We start from the raw sequence: 18370 nt of genomic DNA, 5'->3' as shown, positions 1-18370 counted from the left end.
AGGGACGCCTGAGGTCACCGGCAAACCTGAAGGAGAATGACGAACTGCATTGCCCGTCGTGTGACGATTGAGCAAGTGCGATTCCGATGACCTTTCAGGGGCCCCCGGGGCCACATGCGGGATTGACGCCGCTTTGTGGGGGCTCATATACTCTCGCTTGCGAGCTTGGCTTTCCTGTCCACTGAACAGATGACTGTTTATTGGGACTCAAGAGCAGATCAGCCACGTTGTTTCGCCGACCTTCAAGGCGACGGATTTCCGGCTGATCCTGGAGAGTCCGGACAGCAAGACTAATGGCGCACTTTCATCTGAGGATTCATCATGCAAGGTCTTTTCGGCGCGTTCAGACCCATCCCTTTGGCAGCCTGCTTTCTGGCACTCGCTCCCATGCTCGCCTCAGGCGCCAATCAGGCGAGTTCGTCGGTCGGCCATGGCTACGCCACGCTGACCCCGGACGTGTCAGCCGCTATCGGCATCAGCGATCTTCGCGCGACAAGGCAGGATCGGTTGTTACGCGTTCAGGCCGATCTGAAAAACGCCTCGGCATACACGCGGCAGGTGTATTACCGTTTCGAATGGTTGGATCACCAGGGCCTGGCCGTTTGGGATGACGAGCCATGGAAGCCACTGATCGTCTATGGCAACAGTAGGCAGACGATCAGTGTCTCGTCTCCCTCTTTCAAGGCCACCAGTTTCCGGCTGGTCGTGCAAAGCCCGAACTGACGCCTTTCCGTCACTGATTCCAGTTCGCTGATCGAAATGCTCGCTCGCAGCGGCCCGTAGCCGAGCTACGCGTCGGGAGCGGTGTACTGGCGCGGCGATGACCCATAGCAGCGACGAAGGACCAGCAGCGTACTCGACTCGGCTGACCCGCCAAGCCATGGCCACTCGACGACGCAGCGCCAGCCGGAGAAATGCCTGCCGATGAGACTGCGCGATCTGAGCGACCTGATTCTGCTGGCGGCGTTGCGGGGTGGCTCCTTCCTGTTCATGCGCTACGCCGCGCCGGCCTTCGGTCCACTGGCACTGATCTGGCTGCGCGTGGCGATTGCCGCGGTGTGCCTGGCGCCCTTGCTGATCATTCGCCGGCAGGTCGGGGCGCTACGCGAGCGCGCCTTGGGCATCGCACTGATGGGACTCTTCGGGTCGGCGCTGCCGTTCGTCCTGATCGCCTGGGCAATGCTCTCGATCACCGCCGGGCTGGCGTCCATTCTCAACGCCACGGTGCCGATCTTCACCGCGCTGATCGGCGCGCTCTGGCTACACGAACGCCTCGGCGCCTGGCGCGCAGCGGGCCTGGCCGTTGGTTTCACCGGCGTACTCGTACTCGCCGCCGACCAGGCCGATTTCAAGCCCGGTGGCAGCGGCTGGGCAATCGTCGCCATGCTGCTGGCGACGCTGTCCTACGGCTTCGCCGCCAACCTGACGCGGCGTCTGCTCGACGGCGTACCGGCACTGGTCAGTGCTGCCGGCTCGCAGATCGTCGCCGCGCTACTGCTGCTGCCCTTCGCCGTCTGGTTCTGGCCAAACGCGCAGCCCGGCCTGATGGCCTGGGCTGCGGCCATCGTCCTTGGTGTCGGCTGCACGGCGCTCGCCTTTCTGCTGTTCTTCCGTCTGATCGCCCACGTCGGCGCCTCGCGTGCGGTGACGGTGACCTTCCTGATCCCGCTCTTCGGCGTCCTCTGGGGTAGCCTCTTTCTCGGCGAAAGGCTGAATCCCGGCATGCTGGTCGGCGGCCTCATCGTCGTGCTCGGAACGGCGCTGGCCACCGGCGTGCTGCGCTGGCCAGCGCGCGCCTGAGCGCGCTGGGGCCGCTGCGGAAAACCGGCTGGACGGAACGTTGCCCGGTCGCTGAGCAAGCCAGCCCTTTGCCGAGCAGTGGGTGTTCGGTGTGTTGGAGTTCTTCCTGGCGGCGCCCGCGCATAAAAGTGGATCTGCGAGGCCTTCGCCGGGTTGGCGGCGTCGGCGAGCGCCTTGCTCGTCTGCTCTCTGGTGGGCAGGGTGTATGATGCCATGATCTGAAACCCTCACCGCGTGGAGAAAGCAATGAATTCATCTGGCGACTGGACTCGGCATGCACGGTCAACGGCAAGCCGGTCAGCGAAGACCTGTCGACTCGGTAGTGCACTATTGCCAGGGAGCGAGCCATGACGCCGCCGATCAGTCGTTTCCCTGTCCCGCCGCTCGAACAACTCCCGGAGGATGTACGCCAGCGCATCGTCGAAGTGCAGGAGAAGTCCGGTTTCGTTCCCAATGTCTTCCTTACGCTGGCGCATCGCCCGGACGAGTTCCGCGCCTTCTTCGCCTACCACGATGCGTTGATGGAAAAGGAAAGCGGCCTCAGCAAGGCCGAGCGCGAGATGATCGTCGTTGCCACCAGCGGCGCCAACCAGTGCCAGTATTGCGTCGTCGCGCATGGTGCGATTCTCCGCCTGCGTGCGAGAAACCCGTTGATCGCCGACCAGGTGGCCGTCAATTACCGCAAGGCCGACCTGACGCCGCGACAGCACGCAATGCTCGACTTCGCGTTGAAAACCGCACTCCACTCGGCCGAGATCGGTGATGCCGACTTTGCCGCTCTGCGCCAGCACGGTTTCTCGGACGACGATATCTGGGATATCGGCGCGGTGGCGTCGTTTTTCGCGATGTCGAACCGGCTGGCGAACATGACTTCGATGCGGCCCAACGACGAATTCTTTCTGCTCGGCCGGCTGCCGCGGCCGTAGGTCCGCAGGATGCGCTGATCGCAGGGAAGCGCGCGACTCGGCGGCAACTGCGCGGCCTCGCGCCGCACACCGAGGTCGCTGGCCTGCGCTCGCGTCGCTTTCAATTGCGTTTCGGCCTGGGCGAAGTGCGCCTCCGGTGACTTTTGGGTGGCTTCTGGAAGCCAATTTGAGATTGACACCACTTGATTTGGGAACCTATCATTCATTCGCGTTGACACCGCAGGTTTTCCTCTGCTTTATCTTTCTGTGCTGGTCAGCGATACTTCCGGGGGCGCTGTCGAGTTTCCCGTCCTTGATGCGTGCAGGGTGGCTCTTGGCCGCAGGCATGATCCAAGTAAAGCGGTGTTTCTTGAGCGCCTCGGTGATTGAACCGAAGTTGCCAACAAACAGGAGAAGAATCGATGAAGAAACTGACCCTCGATCGGGAAACGTTGAAGCTCCTCACCCCGTCGGATTCCGCCCAGATTCACGGGGGAATGAAGAAGAACGTTTCCGATGATGGCAACTCGGGGTGCAGCAAAGGGAACCCCTGCACGAGCGCCTGCACGGAAGGCTCCAAGAACTGTACGCCGACGCCGACGCAGCCGAAGAAGACCAGGTAGTCAACATACGTCCGAGATGGCCCGGTGGCGTCGCAGCGGTAGTTTGGCAGACGTTCGCGTAGGGTCTGGCAGCGCGAGTGCGCTATCCGGCAGGCGGAAATGACGTGGCGAGGCTTACCGCCCCGCGTCTTTTTTGCCTCTCCGGTAAGCGTTGATGGCAATCAACCGCAGGGTGTTTCAAGGCTGGTCGCCCGGCCTTGATCAGGCCTTGCGCACCGGCTGTGAATTTGCGCTGCGTGGTATTGTCGAGGCATTGCCTTTGCCGGGAGACGCGTCGTCGTCTGCGTCGGTGGCAGGCGGAGAGTCCGGCTACGCGGTGTTTTTTGCCTATCTCAGCATTTCGTCACTTGATGAGCGCGATAGCGATCGTTATGCAACTCGTGCGCTCGCCCACTTGCAAGCCGCTGTTGACGGATTGTCCGGCCTCGCGCAGCGGCCTGACCTGTTTGGCGGCTTTACCGGAATTGCGTGGGCAGCGAGCCAGTTGCAGCGTTGCCTCTTGCTGACCGACGACGATTTTGGCGCGAGCGTCGATGCGGCGCTGGAGCAGTGGTTGGCACGTCACGGGGAGGAAATGCTTGGCGACCTCGTCGGCGGTCTGGCAGGAATCGGCGCCTATGGTATTGCGCGCCGACAATGGCCGGCTGGGCGTCGGATCGTTGCGCTGGCGGTGGAGGCTCTGGGACGCAGCGCAATCGTTCACCAGAACCATCGAACGTGGTTCAGTTCAGCGGACGGTTTTCTTTACGCGTCGTCGAATTCTCGGCCTGAGGGATGTTTCAATCTCGGTTTGTCGCATGGCGTACCCGGCGTCGTCGCCTTCCTGGCGAAAGCTGCGGCGCTTGGCGTGCCGGGAGCAGCCGCGCTTGCCAACGACGCCGGCGAGTGGCTCTTGATGCAGCAGCGCGACTACGCGAACGGCTCGCGTTTCGCGTACCACTTTCACGATGCTCCGGTGGAGCAGTCCGACGGTTCGCGGCTCGCCTGGTGTTACGGCGACCTGGGTATTGCCGCGGCCATGCTCCGAGCAGCGCGCCATCTGAGGCGCTCCGATTGGGAGGAAGCAGCGCGCGCGCTTGGGCGCCGTGCTGCAGGGCGCCACTTGGCCGATTCCGGCGTCGTCGATGCGGGCGTCTGCCACGGAGCTTTCGGCAACGCGCACCTCTTCAATCGCCTGCGCGCGGCGACTGGCGAATCCTGTTTCCTGGCTGCGGCCAATCGTTGGGTGAACGAAGGACTGGCGATGCGCAGAGAGGGAGAGGGGTTGGCGGGTTTCAGCGCCTGGTTGCCGGTGTCGTCAGACGACCCGCCGACAGACTCCTGGCAACCGCTCGCCGGTATGCTCGAAGGGGCAAGTGGCATCGGGCTGGTACTACTCGGTTTCCTGTACCCCGTCGAACCGGCCTGGGACGAATTGTTGTCGGTCGATATTCCGGTGGTGACGTAAGCCATGTCGAAGCGTGACACGCAGCCGGCCCCGCTGTTTCATGCCGCTGATTTTTTTGCGCTGCGCACGCCAACACTGCCCTTCAGCGACTACTTGCGATGGGCGCGAGCGCTCGAGGCGCCGACGGTGTGGGAAGACGCGGCGCTGCTTGCCGCGGCGCTAGATGCCGACAAGGAGCGCTTGCGTGCCGACTTGCGCCAGTTGATTTGCCGGCCGGAAATCCGTGAAGCGCTGTTTCTCGCTTCGCCTACACTCGACCAGAGCCTCGAATACTGGCTGCGCGATCCGGATAGCGATCGAGGCGGGCGCGCCGAACTGGTGCTGGTGCGTTACTTTCAACGCATGTCGCATCGCGCAACGCCGTTCGGCCTGTTTGCCGGGCATTCCGTGGGACATTTCGGAGAGTCGACGACGCTCACCCTCGATCCCTTGTCCACCGCGCGCCGCATGACGCGCCTGGATTGCGATTATCTTGCCCGGCTGGCGAACGAATTCCAGAAGTCAACGATGCTCCGCCGCACGCTGACGCTGCGCCCGAATACCAGCCTGTACCGCGCGGCTGGCCGCCTGCGCTACACGGAGTATTCCGTCGACGAGAATGGCTATCGCCGCTACAAGCTTGTCGCCGTCGCCGAGACACCGCATTTGCTGAGTACGCTGGAGCGCGCTCATGCCGGCGCGCCAATGACTAAGCTGGTCGAGCCGCTGGCTTGCGAAGCAGAGGTGTCGCTCACCGAGGCGGAAGCGTTTGTACACGAACTGATCGACAGTCAGATACTCGTGTCCGATCTCGAACCGCTGATTACCGGGGGCGACCCGAGCGATGACTTGGCGGCGCGCTTGGAAAACTGTGCCGAAACGGCAGTCGCGGGCCGGATTCTGCGCACTTGCTCAGCGCACTTGCACGCGCTCGATCGCGCCGGCATGGGCCACGCGCCCGAGCGCTACCGCTCGCTGGCCCAGGAACTGGAGGCGTTGCCGGTAGCGCCCGATTTGTCGCGCCTGCTGCAGGTTGATCTGTTCAAACCGGCGCCGCGATTGATGCTCGGCTTGGGTGTTGCTGACGAAATCGCGCGCTGCACGACTGTCTTGCGGCGAATCGTCCAGGTACCGGAAGGTGACGCGTTGGCGGCGTTTCGTGCCGCCTTTGTGGCAAGGTATGAGGAACGACGTGTGCCGCTGATGGAAGCGCTCGATCCGGAAACGGGCATCGGGTTTCCCGTGGTAGCGGAGTCGAACGCCGCCGACGCGCCGCTGCTCAAGGATTTTGTCAGCGGAAGTGCGGTGAATGGCGCTGCGGATAGCTGGAGTGCGCGCGACGTTCGCTTGTTCAAACGCCTGCAGCAGGTTCTGGCCGCAGGCGTCGATGAATGGGCGCTGGACGATGCCGACGTCAAGGCTCTGGGAACAGATGCCGCCACCAGGTCCACCGCCGTCCCCGATTCGGCGGCGGCCATGGTGACGCTCGCTGCTGCTTCCGCTGAAGCGGTCGATCGCGGCGACTACAAGTTGTTGTTCCGAGGCTGTTACGGACCGCCTGGGTCGCGCATGCTGGGACGGTTTTGTCACGGCGATGCACATCTGCATGAGCGCACGCGGGAACACATGCGCGCCGAAGAAGACTATCGCTCCCAGGTGATCTTCGCAGAACTGGTCCATCTTCCGCAGGGTCGCAGCGGCAACGTGCTCATGCGGCCGGTGTTGCGCGAGCACGAGATCGCTTTCCTCGGGCGCGCGGGCGTCGATGTGCACAAGCAGATCACGGTTGCCGACCTCGAACTATCCGTTTCGGGCGAGCGCGTGATTCTCCATTCCGTCAAACACGGCCGGGAGGTAATGCCGAGTTTCAGCAGCGCGCTGGATCTTGCCGCCACCCTCGGAGTGAGCCAGTTCCTTGGCGCGCTGCAGGACCAGCAGGTGCAGAACTGGCTCGGCTGGAGTTGGGGCCCTCTGGCGGGCGAGCGATTCCTGCCGCGCGTGTCGTACGGTCGTGCGGTGTTGGCGCGGGCGCAATGGACCGTCGACGGTGATGACCTCAAACCGCTGCTCGCAGCGACAGGCGTGGAGCGATTTCGGCGCGTGCAGCGATGGCGCAGGGAGCGCGCGTTGCCCCGTTTCACCCTGCTCGTCGATCACCATAGCGAACTCCTGCTCGATCTCGACAACGTGCTGAGCATCGAAACGTTTTGCGACCTCGTGAAACGACGCTCGTCGTTCGTTCTGGCGGAAAACTTTCCGGGTGCAGACGAACTCGCGGTGCACGGGCCAGAAGGCCGCTTTACGCACGAAGTCGTGCTGCCGCTGTTGCGCGTGCGCCATGACAAAGAACCCGTTCGGACTTCCGCGCTGGCCGGCGTTGACCGCGAGACAGCGATGGCAGGAACTTTCGCGCCGGGGTCAGAATGGTTGTATTTCAAGCTCTACGGCGGTCAGGGTACGGCTGATCGGGTGTTGCTGGAAGGTGTAGCGCCCGGCGTGGCGACTTTACAAGCGCGCGGGGTCATCGGCGGCTGGTTCTTCATCCGCTACGGCGACCCCGATCCGCACCTGCGCGTGCGGTTGCGCGGCGATCCGTTGCGTTTGTGTGGAGAGGCACTGCCCGAGTTCTACCGGCATCTGAATCCGATGCTGCAGAACGGGCGGCTATGGCGAATCGAACTCGGCACTTACCAGCGGGAAACCGATCGCTACGGTGGTCCGCTCTATATTGGCCACGCGGAGCGGCTGTTCGAGTTCGACAGCGACGCTGCACTCGACATCATGCGCCAGTGTCCGGGCGACGAGGGCGCTACGCACCGCTGGCAGCTCGCGCTCGCCGGCGTCGACCACTACCTGCGCGATTTCGGTTTCGATCTTGCCCGGCGAAGCGAATTCGCTCGCTGTGCACGCGATGCCTACGCTGGCGAACTGCACAGCGGAGGGAAAGCGACCCAGGGCTGGCTCACGGAACGTTTCCGCAAGGAACGCAAATCGATTGAGCAGCTCGTAGACGAGCGTGCCAACCCCGATGCGCCGGCGCTGCGCGCCGGGCTTGAGGCACTGGCGCTGCGCAGCCACCGGGGCGCGGATCTGATCGCGGAGATGGCCGGACGGGAAGCGCTGGGCAGCCTGTCACGGCCGCTGGACAATGTGGCACACAGTCTGATCCACATGTTCGTCAATCGCCTGCTGCGCTCCGCGCAGCGCACGCAGGAGTTCGTGCTCTACGAATTCCTGGTGCGACTCTACGGCTCGGCGCTGGCGCGTGCCGGCGCTGTTGGCCAAGAAGCTCCGCGATCCTGAATTTTCCGGTAGCCGCGCGACATGGCCAACGATCCTTCCCGTTCAAGACTCTTCCGCGAAGAAGCCATCGCGCATCATTTCCGTGATCGCGAAAGCAGCGCTCTGCTGCACGCCTCGCCGCCGTGGACGTGGGCAGTCTTGCTGGTCTCCACGGTGGTGATTGGCCTGGCGGCGACATTCGTCGTAATGGCGGAAATCGACGTCACCGAGCGCGCCGAAGGGTGGGTGCGCGTGCCGGCGGACTCGGGTGCGATCCGCGTGAGCGCCGAATTCGCTGCCGCCGACGCGCTCTTGCTGCGTATCGGCGATCGCGTGCGCCTGGAGTTGCGCGCATCCCCGCGCCCTGTGTCCGGCGCCTGGGACGGACGCATCGTCGCCGTCGAAGCGGGCGCGCGGGGTGCCTTGCTGCGCGTCGATGTTGAAGTGCTTTCGCCGCCCCAGGGTTCGCTGACCACAACGCGCTTGTCGAGCGGCACGCCGGTCACTGTCCAGGCGACCATAGGGCGCCGGCGACTCGTAGCCTATATGCTTGATACCGTGCGCCAATGAACTTCTTCAGCCGCGTTGCCGGTTGGCCCGCGCGCGTGCCGTACATCGCGCAGCTCGAAGCCGTAGAATGCGGCGCAGCGTGTCTCGCCATGGTCCTCGCGTACCATGCGCACCACGCGCCGCTGCCGGAAGTGCGCGAAGCCTGCGCGGTGTCGCGTGACGGCGTCAATGCACTGGCGATCTTGCGGGCGGCCGAGAGTTTCGGCTTGCAGAGCAGCGCCTATCGCGCCGAACTCGAAGCGCTGGCGGACCTGCCATTGCCTGCGATTCTGCATTGGGAGTTCAGCCACTTCGTGGTCCTCGAGCGACTGGAGCGAGACGGCGGCGCACGCCTCGTCGATCCCGCGCACGGCCGGCTCAGAGTGAGTCGCGACACCTTGGCAAAGTCGTTCACCGGAGCGGTGCTGGTATTTACACCCGGCCCGGGCTTGCGTCCGCGAATGCCTCGCGCGCCCAAGCTCGATCGCTACCGCGAACTGGTGCATGAGCATTCCGCAACGATAGGTCAGCTCGTCGCTTTCTCGCTCGTACTTCAACTCGCCGGCCTCGCGTTTCCAGTCGGCCAGCAGGTCCTGATCGATGACGTGGTCACCAGGCAGCAGGATTCGTGGCTCTGGGTGCTGGCGCTCGCGCTCGGCCTGGCCGTGTTGATCCAGGGCTTGGTGCAATTCACGCGCGGCTGGGTACTTGGTACGCTGCAAACCGCGCTCGATTTGCGCCTCCTGTCGGGCTTCATGCGTCACCTTGTTCGCCTGCCCATCGGTTTTTTCCTGCAACGCAATCCGGGTGATCTGCTCCAGCGCCTCGAAAGCAATACCTATTTGCGCAACGTCCTCAGTGCGCAAATCGCCGCGGCGGTGCTTGATAGCCTCCTTATCCTGAGTTACGGCGCGCTGATGCTCGTCTATCACTGGCCACTCGGTTTGCTGGTGATCGGCATCGGCGCAGCACGCGCGTTGCTGCAACTGGCCTTGCGCGGGCTAAACCGGCAAGCGGTCGCAGCGGAACTGGCGGCCTTGAGCGGCGTCGGCAGCACGCTGGTGGAATCGCTTACCGGACTGGAAACGATCCGCGCGGTGTCGGCGGAGTCGGTGACCATCCGGCGGTGGAGCGAACGCGTGGTGCAGCGCGCCAACGCGAGCCTGCCGCGCCTGCAACTCGACAACACCGCTGTGGCACTGACGGCACTGTTGAGCGCCGTCAGTTCTGCCGCGGTCAACGGAATGGCCGCTTACGAAGTCATCGATGGCCGGATGTCGCTCGGCGTGTTCTCGGCGTTCCTGACCTTGCAGGGGCTCTACCTGACGCCCTTCAACTCGTTGATTGAGAGCTGGGCAAACTGGCAATACCTTGGTTCGTATCTCGCGCGGCTGGGTGACGTCACCGACGCTGCTGCGGAGCCGAGCGGCGACCTTGATGCCGCTTCCTTGCGCGGCGAAATCCGCCTTGACGGTGTCGGTTTTCGCTATGCGCCCGGCGGGCGGTGGGTACTGCGCGGCATCCACCTGGACATCCGACCCGGTGAGAAGATCGCCATTGTCGGCCCATCGGGTGCCGGCAAGACCACGCTCGCGCGAATCCTGCTCGGCATGCTCGCGCCAAGCGAGGGCACGTTATCCTTCGACGGCATCGACATGCGCCGCTACGACCTGGTGAAACTTCGCGCGCGCATGGGCGCCGTTCTCCAGGAGACGAGCCTGTTGCGCGATACCGTGTATAACAATATCGGTTTCGGCGACCCCGACCTGCTGCCGGAGCAGGTGCGCTCCGCAGCGCGGCTGGCGTGCGTACACGACGTCATCATCGCGCTGCCGCGTGGCTATCGAACGCTGCTCGGCGAAGATGGCATGCAGCTCTCCGGCGGCGAGCGCCAACGACTATGTCTTGCGCGCGCGCTCGTGCGCACACCGGCCGTGCTCGTGCTCGACGAAGCGACGAGCGCGCTCGACGCCGCCACCGAGCGGCGCGTGCACGCAAATCTCGGCGCGCTAGACTGCACGCGCATCGTCATTGCCCACCGCTTCGCTACCGTGCGTGACGCCGATCGCATCATAGTGGTCGACGGCGGGCGCATCGTGCAGCAGGGCACGTTCGCCGAACTCAGCGATCGACAGGGGCTCTTTCGCTCGCTGCTCGACTCGCTGGATCGCGCCGGTGACTAACGCGGCGCTCGTGCCGTCACTATCCACGGAAGACGCAGCGCGCCGACTGCTGGCGAACATCGGTGCGTCGACCACAGGTTCTGACGTTGCGCGGCGCGACGGCTCAGCGTCCGACTTCCTGCTGCGCCTGCTCGCTGCACACGGCGTACAGGCGCGATTGGCTCACGTCGAATTCGCTGCCTTGCGAGACGTGGAAATACCCTGTCTGTTGAGCGCGCAAGATGCGCGCTGGCTGCTGCTCACCGGCCGGCGCGGTCTGGGTTGGGTGGTCGAGGACGAAAGGGGAACATCGTGTGCGCTGTCGAGTGAGCGCCTCGCAGAGATCTTTGACGGTCTCGCTCTCGACCGTATCACTGAATTGCCGGCCGGCGCGTCTTTGTCGTCGCGGCTGCTGCGCCTTGCCTGGTCGCACCGGCGAGCGTTCTATCTGACGGCGCTGTTCGCGCTTCTCGCGCAGGGTCTGAGCCTTGTCGTACCGCAACTGGCACGGGTGCTGGTCGATCGTGCGCTGCCAGACGGCGCGACGAACCTGTTGTGGGCGATCGTTTGCGGCATGCTGCTCGTGGCGGTGATGCAGGCTTGGACGAACTGGCTGGAGCGGCGGGTCGCGCAGTCACTGCAGACCCGTCTCGATGCACTGCTCGAACGTGGGATGCTCGCGCACGTCATGCAAATGCCATACGAATTCCTGGAAAAGAAGTCCTTCGGCCAGTTGTTGCAGGCATTTCAGGGTATTGCCACGGCGCGCGATTTGCTGACCGGCGAAGTACTGACCGCCGCTCTGGGCGGCATGACCGCGACCGCGTTCCTGGTGCTGATGGCGCGGCAGATGGCGGCGCCGACGGTCCTGGTGGCCGCCGTCGGAGGACTGGCAATGGCAGTCACCATTCTCGTCGGGCGGCGGCAGGAGGCCGTGCAGCAGCATTTTGTCGAAGCGCTGACGCGTGAGCGTGAGTACGCGGCCGAGATCTTCACTCACATTGCGATGTTCAAGGCCGCTGGCGCGCAGGATCGAGGCGTCGATCGCTGGCTTCAGGAGTTTCGGCGCGAACGCGGGCTGGCACTGCGTGAGGAGCGCCTCGGGCTCGTTTCGCACGTCATTCTCGACCTGCTGGGCCAGTTGCAGTTCCAGGGACTCTGGATCTGGGGCGGATGGTGTGTGCTGCAAGGGTCGCTGCAACTCGGCGAGTTGATCGCGTTTACGCTGATGGCGGGAGCGTTCCACACCGCGCTCGGCAATCTCGGCCGCACGGTGGTGACCTTTTGCACGGTTCGGCCGCTACTGCACGAAACGCAATCCTTGTTGGCGCAGACGCCGCTGCCACGTGCACCCGCGATTACTCGGACTGCGGCGGGCGGCGGGTCGATTGAAGTCCGCGAGCTCTGGTTTCGCCATCGCGCCGACTCGCCGTGGATCTTCTCCGGCCTGGACCTCACCGTTGAAGGTGGCACCTTCCATCACCTCGACGGGCCCTCGGGATCCGGCAAGACGACCCTGCTGCGGCTGATTGCCGGTTTCTACCAGCCTCAACGTGGCAGCATCTCCATCGCCGGGCGTACCCCGCACGAAGCGCGCGAATTGATGGCTTACTTGCCCCAGTCCGTGCAGTTGTTCAACGCCAGCATCCTCGACAACCTGCGGCTGTTCTCCGGCGGCATGCCCATTGCAGCGCTGATGGCGGCCGCCGAGTTGACCGGCCTGGCGATACTCGTGGAGAGTTTACCGATGGGCTACGACACTCTGCTCGCGCAAGGCGGCGGCAATTTCTCCGCCGGTCAGCGCCAGTTGATCGCGCTGACCGGTGTGCTGGCTGCCGGAAAGCCTATCCTGCTGCTTGATGAAGCCATGGCCAACATCGATTCGCTGCGCCGCGCGGCGCTCAGTCAAAGCCCATTGCTGCGCGACAAGACGATTGTTTGTGCGAGCCACGACGCGCGCGGAAATTAGCGAAGCGCATGGCAGCGCCTCTAGCCGGCGCAATGCGCGTTGCTTATTGCGCCCTACGACCGTGTGCAGACCAGGGCCTCGCCCTCGGTACGGCTGCCAGTTCGTCAGCCTTCGCCACGCCAGCCGAACAGTGGCCTGCCACGAGCGCCGGGAATGGTGCCGTTGGATTTCCTGTCCTTCGGCAGCAAGCTCGCCTCATGACTAGTGAAGTCGCTTAGAATCAGTGCTGTGCCATTGCAAGCATCGGACCAAAGCCATGAACCTGCCTGCCGAACGAAGCAAGATGTCGCTTGCCGAATTTATGACCTGGGAAGCGCAACAGGCGGAAAAGTACGAACTGCACGCGGGCGAGGTCTATCGGCATGAGGTTTACGGCATGGTCGGCGCAAGGCGGACGCATGTGATTGCCGCCGGCAACTGTTTCGCCGCGCTGAAAGAGCGGCTGAGAGGCGGTCCCTGCCAGGCCTTCATCAGCGACATGAAGGTGCTCGTCGATCAAGACCACAGCTACTACCCCGATGTCCTCGTCACCTGCCACCCGGAAGACCTGGCTGCCGACCTCGCCATGCGCCACCCCAAGGTGATCATCGAAGTCCTGTCTCCCGCGACGGCGAATTATGATCGGGGCGACAAGTTCCTGGCCTACCGAAAGCTACCGAGCCTTGAGGAATACGCACTCATCGATCCAAGCAGTCACCAGATCGAGGTTTATCGCCGCCAGGCCAACGATGACTGGCTGCTGGTGACCAGCGATAGCCCGCGCGGCCTGGTACTCAACAGCCTGGGTATCCAGATAGCGCTGGAAGTGGTTTTTGAAGATCTGGGAGGGCAAGAGCATTAAGGCACCGCAGGCCGTGCCGACCGAAGCCTCCACTGTGCTCCCCTCTTCGAGACCCTGTTGGGGGCCTACAATCCCTCGCGGATGCGATGGCTTGCCATCAACGAAGTCTCTTGCTCCGTCGTCTCCGCCGCCCGCCAGTCGCCGCCCAGTGCCTTCTGCAGCGCAGCGCTGGCCAACAGGCGGCGGCCGGTGATATCGAGGCTGTTACGTTGTGTCGCCAGCGCCGCCGCCTGCGTAATCACCACGTTGAGATAGCTGACCGTACCCGAGCGGTACTGATTGTCGGTCAAACGCAGCGACTCGGCGGCAAACTGCGCTGCCTCGCGCTGTACCACGGCCTCCTCAGCGAGAATGCGCAAGGCGACGAGATTGTCCTCGACATCCTGGAAAGCGGTCAGAACGGCCTGACGATAGCCGGCGACGCTCTGGTCGTAGGCGGCCATTGCCTGCTCCTTCCGCGCCGAGCGCGCGCCGGCATCGAACAGCGTCAGCGCCAGTGCCGGCCCGAGTGACCAGAAGCGATTCGGCAGGGTCAGCAACTGCGACAGACTCGAAGTCTGATAGCCGCCGGAAGCGCTGAAAGTCAGCGCCGGGAAGAATGCCGCCTGAGCGACGCCAATCTGCGCGTTGGCGGCGGCGGCTCGCCGCTCCGCCGCAGCGACGTCGGGGCGACGTTCCAGCAGGGCCGACGGCAGGCCGACCGGGATCTGGGGCAACAATGGCAGCGTGTCGGTCGGCGGCAGTGCAAAGTCGGCCGGCGCCCGACCCATCAGCAAGGCGATGGCGTGCTCCAGTTGGCCGCGCTGCACGCCGAGGTCGATGGCCTGCGCTTCGGTGGCTTTCAGTTGCGTTTCGGCCTGGGCAACATCGAGACGAGCGGCGACGCCGGCCGCGTAGCGGTGGCGCGTGATCTGCAGCGAACGTTGGTAAGCGACCACGGTTTCGTCGAGCAAGCGCTGCTGGGCATCGTTGATGCGCAACTCGATGTAGGCTTGCACCAGTGCCGCCTGGGCGCTGAGCAGTGCCGCCTGCAGATCGGCGGCGCTGGCCTGGGCGGCCGCCGTATCAGACTCGACGCCACGTCCGATGCGACCCCAGACATCGGCTTCCCAACTGGCGTCTAGCGACAGCCGAGCGGTGTTGCGTATCGGTGCGCCGACGATGACCGCATTGCTCGCTGCCGTCGCCGAGGTGCCGACCGTCCCCTGTCCACGACTGAGCGTGAAATCGGTGGCGATGACCGGGAACCAGGCAGCGCGCGCCGCTGCGACCACCGCACGGGCTTGCCGATATTGCGCTGCGGCGGCAGCGACATTCTGATTGGCGACCTCGACCTGGGCTACCAGCGCGTTCAGTTGCGCATCGCCATAGATCTCCCACCAGTTGCCGCGTGGCGCTTCGTCGCTCGGTTCGGCGACCTTCCAAGCCGACAGTTCCTTGTACTGGGCCGGCGCAGCGACGGCGGGCCGCTGGTAGTCGGGGCCGACGGCGCATCCGGCCAGCGTCGATAGCGCGCACAGAAGCACGGTGCACGGGATTCGCCGGGGTGGGGTGGGTGTCATGGCAGCTCTCGCTTCTCGTTTCATGCTCATCGCAGCACGCTGCCTGCGGCGACCGGGGGCGGAGACGCTGGCCGCCGATGCTGACGCCAGCGCCGGCCAAGCGCGCTGAGCCTATCCATATACAGATAGACCACCGGCGTCGTGTAGAGCGTCAGCAACTGGCTCAGGATGAGGCCGCCGACGATCGAAATGCCCAGCGGCTGGCGCAGTTCGGCGCCATCACCACTGCCCAGCGCCAGCGGCAGCGCGCCGAACAAAGCCGCCAGGGTGGTCATCATGATCGGCCGAAAGCGCAGCAGGCACGCTTCGCGGATCGCCTCGCGCGCCGCTCGCCCGTGTTGCCGCTGCGCCTGCAGGGCGAAGTCGATCATCATGATGGCGTTCTTCTTGACAATGCCGATCAGGAGGATGACGCCGATCAGCGCGATGACCGAAAAGTCGGTCTGGCAGGCAAGCAAGGCGAGGATCGCGCCGACACCCGCCGAGGGCAGCGTGGAGAGGATGGTGATCGGATGGATCAGGCTTTCATAGAGGACGCCGAGAACGATATACACGGCGACCAGCGCCGCCAGAATGAGCAGCGGCTGGTTGGCGAGCGAGTCCTGAAAGACCTTGGCTGTCCCCTGGAAGCTGCCATGCACCGACGCCGGCACGCCGAGGTTCTTCATCGTCGCGGCGACCGCCGCGCTGGCGTCCGACAGCGCGACGCCGACCGGCAGGTTGAAGGAAATCGTCGACGCGGCGAACTGGCCCTGGTGGTTGACGGTCAGCGGCGTCGCCGTCGCCTCCCAGCGGGCAAACGCGCTCAGCGGTACCTGCGTCGGCGCCCCCTTGGCATCGCTGCCAATCACATAGACCTCCTTCAGGCTGTCCGGGCCTTGCCCGTATTGCGGCGCGGCCTCCATGACCACGCGGTACTGGTTGAGCGGATGGTAGATCGTTGAAACCTGGCGTTGGCCGAAGAGGTCGTTCAAGGTCGCGTCGATCAGTTTCTGGTTCAGGCCCAGGCGGGCGACGGCGTCGTGATCGACGATCAGCGAGGTTTGCAGTCCCTTGTCCTGCTGATCGGTATTGACGTCGGTCAGTTGGGGCAACTGGCTCAGGGCCTGGCGAATGCGCGGCTCCCAGGTGCGCAGTTCGTCGATCGCGTCGGCTTGCAGCGTGAATTGGTATTGCGCGCTGGCCGCGCGGCCGCCGACGCGGATGTCCTGCACCGGCTGCAGAAAGAGACTCGCCCCCGGTTCGTGCACCAGCTTCTTGCGCAAGCGGGCGATCACCTGGTCGGCCGACAGATCACGTTCGGAGAGCGGTTTCAGGGCGACGAACATCTGCCCGGAATTGATCTGGCCGCCGCCGGTAAAGCCGATGACATTGTCTACCGCCGGGTCCTGACGGACGATGTCGACAAAGGCGCCGAGCTTGTCGCGCATGGCCTGGAAGGAAATGCTCTGGTCGGCCTGGATGTTGCCGGTCAGCCGGCCGGTATCCTGCTGCGGGAAGAAGCCCTTGGGAACGATGACATAGAGGTAGATATTGAACGCCACCGTGGCCAGCAGGACGAGCAGCGTGATGCGGTTGTGCTCCAGCGCCCAGTCGAGCGAGCGGCGATAGCCGTCGAGCAGTTTGGCGAAGACGCGCTCGCCGAAGCCCGCCAGTCGCCCCCGTTCATCCTTTGGCTGGGCACGCAGCAAGCGCGCGCACATCATCGGCGTGGTGGTCAGCGAGACGAGCAGCGAGATCAGGATGGCTGCCGACAGGGTGACGGCAAACTCGCGAAACAATCGCCCGACGATGCCGCCCATGAGCAGAATGGGGATAAACACGGCGATCAGCGAAAGGCTCATCGAGAGCACGGTGAAGCCGACTTCGCTCGCCCCCTGCAAGGCCGCAGCAAAAGGCTTCATGCCGTCTTCAATGTGGCGCGAGACGTTTTCCAGCACCACCACGGCGTCGTCCACGACGAAGCCGGTGGCGATGGTCAAGGCCATCAGCGACAGGTTGTTCAGGCTGTAGCCGGCCAGGTACATGACACCGAAAGTGCCGATCAGCGATACCGGCACGGCGACGATCGGCACCAGCGCGGCGCGGCCGTTGCGCAGAAAGAGGAAAACCACCATCACCACCAGCACGATCGAAATCAGCAGCGTGCGCTCGACTTCGCGCAGCGAGGCGCGGATGGTCGGCGTGCGGTCCATGACCACCTTGAGGTCGATGGCCGCGGGTATCGAGGCACGCAACTGCGGCAGCAGTGCTTTGACCTGATCGACGGTTTCAATGATGTTGGCGCCGGGTTGGCGATTGAGGATCAGCATCACCGCCGGCCTGCCGTTGGCCAGGCCGGCATTGCGCAGATCCTGTACCGAGTCTTCGACGCGCGCGACATCGGCCAGGCGGACGGCAGCGCCGTTACGCCAGGCGACGATCAGCGGCAGGTAGTCGACCGCTTTCGTCGCCTGGTCGTTGGCGAGTATCTGCCACTGCCGGTCGCCCTCTTCGAGCGCTCCCTTGGGCCGGTTGGCGTTGGCGGCAGCGATCGCCGTGCGCACCGCCTCGGCGCCGATGCCGGCGCGGAACAGCGCACCGGGGTTGAGTTCGACGCGCACCGCCGGCAGCGAACTGCCGCCGACGCTGACCTGGCCAACTCCTTTGACCTGCGCAATCTTCTGCGCCAGGATGGTCGAAGCGGCATCGTACATCTGGCCGCGCGTCAATGAGTCCGAGGTCAGCGAGAGGATCATGATCGGCGCATCGGCCGGATTGACCTTGCGGTAGGTCGGATTGCTCGGCAGACCGCTGGGCAAGAGGCTGCGCGCGGCATTCAACGCCGCCTGCACGTCACGCGCAGCGCCATTGATGTTCCGGTCGAGGTTGAACTGCAGGATGATGCGCGTCGAGCCGAGCGAGCTGCTCGAGGTGATCTCGGTCACGCCGGCGATAACGCCGAGCGAACGTTCGAGCGGCGTCGCCACGGTGGCCGCCATCGTCTCGGGGCTGGCACCGGGCAGCGACGCCTGTACCGAGATGGTTGGAAAATCGACCTGCGGCAACGGTGAAACCGGCAGCAACCGGAAAGCGACCGCGCCGAGGAGCGCGATGGCCAGCGTCAGCAGCGTGGTAGCTACCGGGCGGCAGATGAAGATTGCGGAGATATGCAAGAACGCTCAAACTCGGTGACAAAGGAGGATGCGATCACCTTGCTTGCCTGCTGGGCATAGTATACGGCAGCGTCGCCAAGCTCGGACTCAGCTTCA

12 protein-coding genes are annotated in these 18370 nt (G+C 64.3%); 10 read left to right on the top strand and 2 right to left on the bottom strand.

Annotation, left to right across the window (positions count from 1 at the left end; translation table 11 throughout):
- The first annotated feature begins 321 nt into the window (after positions 1-321).
- The 10 genes from ACCAA_RS21485 to ACCAA_RS21440 all read left to right on the top strand — a co-directional run bounded on the left by ACCAA_RS21485 (position 322) and on the right by ACCAA_RS21440 (position 13557).
- Complete coding sequence (locus tag ACCAA_RS21485; RefSeq protein ID WP_186409289.1) at positions 322-723, top strand: YcfL family putative periplasmic lipoprotein; 402 nt, start codon at positions 322-324, stop codon at positions 721-723.
- A gap of 201 nt (positions 724-924) precedes the next feature.
- On the top strand, positions 925-1800 hold the full coding sequence (locus tag ACCAA_RS21480; protein WP_186409288.1) for a DMT family transporter: 876 nt from the start codon (positions 925-927) through the stop codon (positions 1798-1800).
- A gap of 347 nt (positions 1801-2147) precedes the next feature.
- Positions 2148-2726: a peroxidase-related enzyme gene (locus ACCAA_RS21475; protein WP_186409287.1), complete on the top strand. Its 579-nt coding sequence runs from the start codon at positions 2148-2150 to the stop codon at positions 2724-2726.
- Between the two features lie 401 nt (positions 2727-3127).
- Positions 3128-3328: a hypothetical protein gene (locus ACCAA_RS21470; RefSeq protein ID WP_186409286.1), complete on the top strand. Its 201-nt coding sequence runs from the start codon at positions 3128-3130 to the stop codon at positions 3326-3328.
- A 154-nt stretch (positions 3329-3482) separates the two neighbouring features.
- A complete protein-coding gene (locus tag ACCAA_RS21465; RefSeq protein WP_186409285.1) occupies positions 3483-4775 on the top strand; it encodes a lanthionine synthetase C family protein in 1293 nt (430 codons plus the stop codon).
- 3 nt (positions 4776-4778) lie between these two features.
- A complete protein-coding gene (locus tag ACCAA_RS21460; protein ID WP_186409284.1) occupies positions 4779-8057 on the top strand; it encodes a lantibiotic dehydratase in 3279 nt (1092 codons plus the stop codon).
- Positions 8058-8078: 21 nt separating this feature from the next.
- The gene (locus ACCAA_RS21455) at positions 8079-8606 is read left to right on the top strand and encodes a hypothetical protein (RefSeq protein WP_186409283.1); all 528 of its coding nucleotides are present in this window, start codon (positions 8079-8081) and stop codon (positions 8604-8606) included.
- Positions 8603-10768, top strand: coding sequence for a peptidase domain-containing ABC transporter (locus ACCAA_RS21450; protein ID WP_186409282.1), 2166 nt, complete (start codon positions 8603-8605; stop codon positions 10766-10768). Before ACCAA_RS21455 ends, ACCAA_RS21450 begins: the two co-directional genes overlap by 4 nt.
- Positions 10761-12716 carry a peptidase domain-containing ABC transporter gene (locus ACCAA_RS21445; RefSeq protein WP_186409281.1) on the top strand — a complete coding sequence of 652 codons (1956 nt, stop codon included), beginning with the start codon at positions 10761-10763 and terminating at the stop codon, positions 12714-12716. Before ACCAA_RS21450 ends, ACCAA_RS21445 begins: the two co-directional genes overlap by 8 nt.
- A gap of 256 nt (positions 12717-12972) precedes the next feature.
- Positions 12973-13557: a Uma2 family endonuclease gene (locus ACCAA_RS21440; RefSeq protein WP_186409280.1), complete on the top strand. Its 585-nt coding sequence runs from the start codon at positions 12973-12975 to the stop codon at positions 13555-13557.
- A 65-nt stretch (positions 13558-13622) separates the two neighbouring features.
- Here the strand turns inward: ACCAA_RS21440 and ACCAA_RS21435 are convergent, their stop codons facing one another.
- Together ACCAA_RS21435 and ACCAA_RS21430 are read right to left on the bottom strand one after the other, a co-directional pair.
- Entirely contained in the window at positions 13623-15119 is a 1497-nt protein-coding gene (locus tag ACCAA_RS21435; protein WP_186409279.1) for an efflux transporter outer membrane subunit, read from the bottom strand.
- A gap of 26 nt (positions 15120-15145) precedes the next feature.
- Complete coding sequence (locus ACCAA_RS21430) at positions 15146-18274, bottom strand: multidrug efflux RND transporter permease subunit (RefSeq protein WP_186409278.1); 3129 nt, start codon at positions 18272-18274, stop codon at positions 15146-15148.
- Positions 18275-18370 lie beyond the last annotated feature (96 nt).

Origin of the sequence: Candidatus Accumulibacter aalborgensis, assembly GCF_900089955.1 — a bacterium.
Classification (GTDB): Bacteria; Pseudomonadota; Gammaproteobacteria; order Burkholderiales; family Rhodocyclaceae; genus Accumulibacter; species Accumulibacter aalborgensis.
Note: the sequence above shows the minus strand (reverse complement) of the source record. Positions and strands in the feature narration are given on the sequence as shown.

Excerpts from the sequence above, each read along its gene's own strand:
- ACCAA_RS21455 (WP_186409283.1), top strand. The coding sequence starts at position 8,079 with ATGGCCAACGATCCTTCCCGTTCAAGACTCTTCCGCGAAGAAGCCATC.
- ACCAA_RS21485 (WP_186409289.1), top strand. The coding sequence starts at position 322 with ATGCAAGGTCTTTTCGGCGCGTTCAGACCCATCCCTTTGGCAGCCTGC.
- ACCAA_RS21460 (WP_186409284.1), top strand. The coding sequence starts at position 4,779 with ATGTCGAAGCGTGACACGCAGCCGGCCCCGCTGTTTCATGCCGCTGAT.
- ACCAA_RS21435 (WP_186409279.1), bottom strand. The coding sequence starts at position 15,119 with ATGACACCCACCCCACCCCGGCGAATCCCGTGCACCGTGCTTCTGTGC.
- ACCAA_RS21470 (WP_186409286.1), top strand. The coding sequence starts at position 3,128 with ATGAAGAAACTGACCCTCGATCGGGAAACGTTGAAGCTCCTCACCCCG.
- ACCAA_RS21465 (WP_186409285.1), top strand. The coding sequence starts at position 3,483 with ATGGCAATCAACCGCAGGGTGTTTCAAGGCTGGTCGCCCGGCCTTGAT.
- ACCAA_RS21440 (WP_186409280.1), top strand. The coding sequence starts at position 12,973 with ATGAACCTGCCTGCCGAACGAAGCAAGATGTCGCTTGCCGAATTTATG.
- ACCAA_RS21480 (WP_186409288.1), top strand. The coding sequence starts at position 925 with ATGAGACTGCGCGATCTGAGCGACCTGATTCTGCTGGCGGCGTTGCGG.
- ACCAA_RS21475 (WP_186409287.1), top strand. The coding sequence starts at position 2,148 with ATGACGCCGCCGATCAGTCGTTTCCCTGTCCCGCCGCTCGAACAACTC.
- ACCAA_RS21450 (WP_186409282.1), top strand. The coding sequence starts at position 8,603 with ATGAACTTCTTCAGCCGCGTTGCCGGTTGGCCCGCGCGCGTGCCGTAC.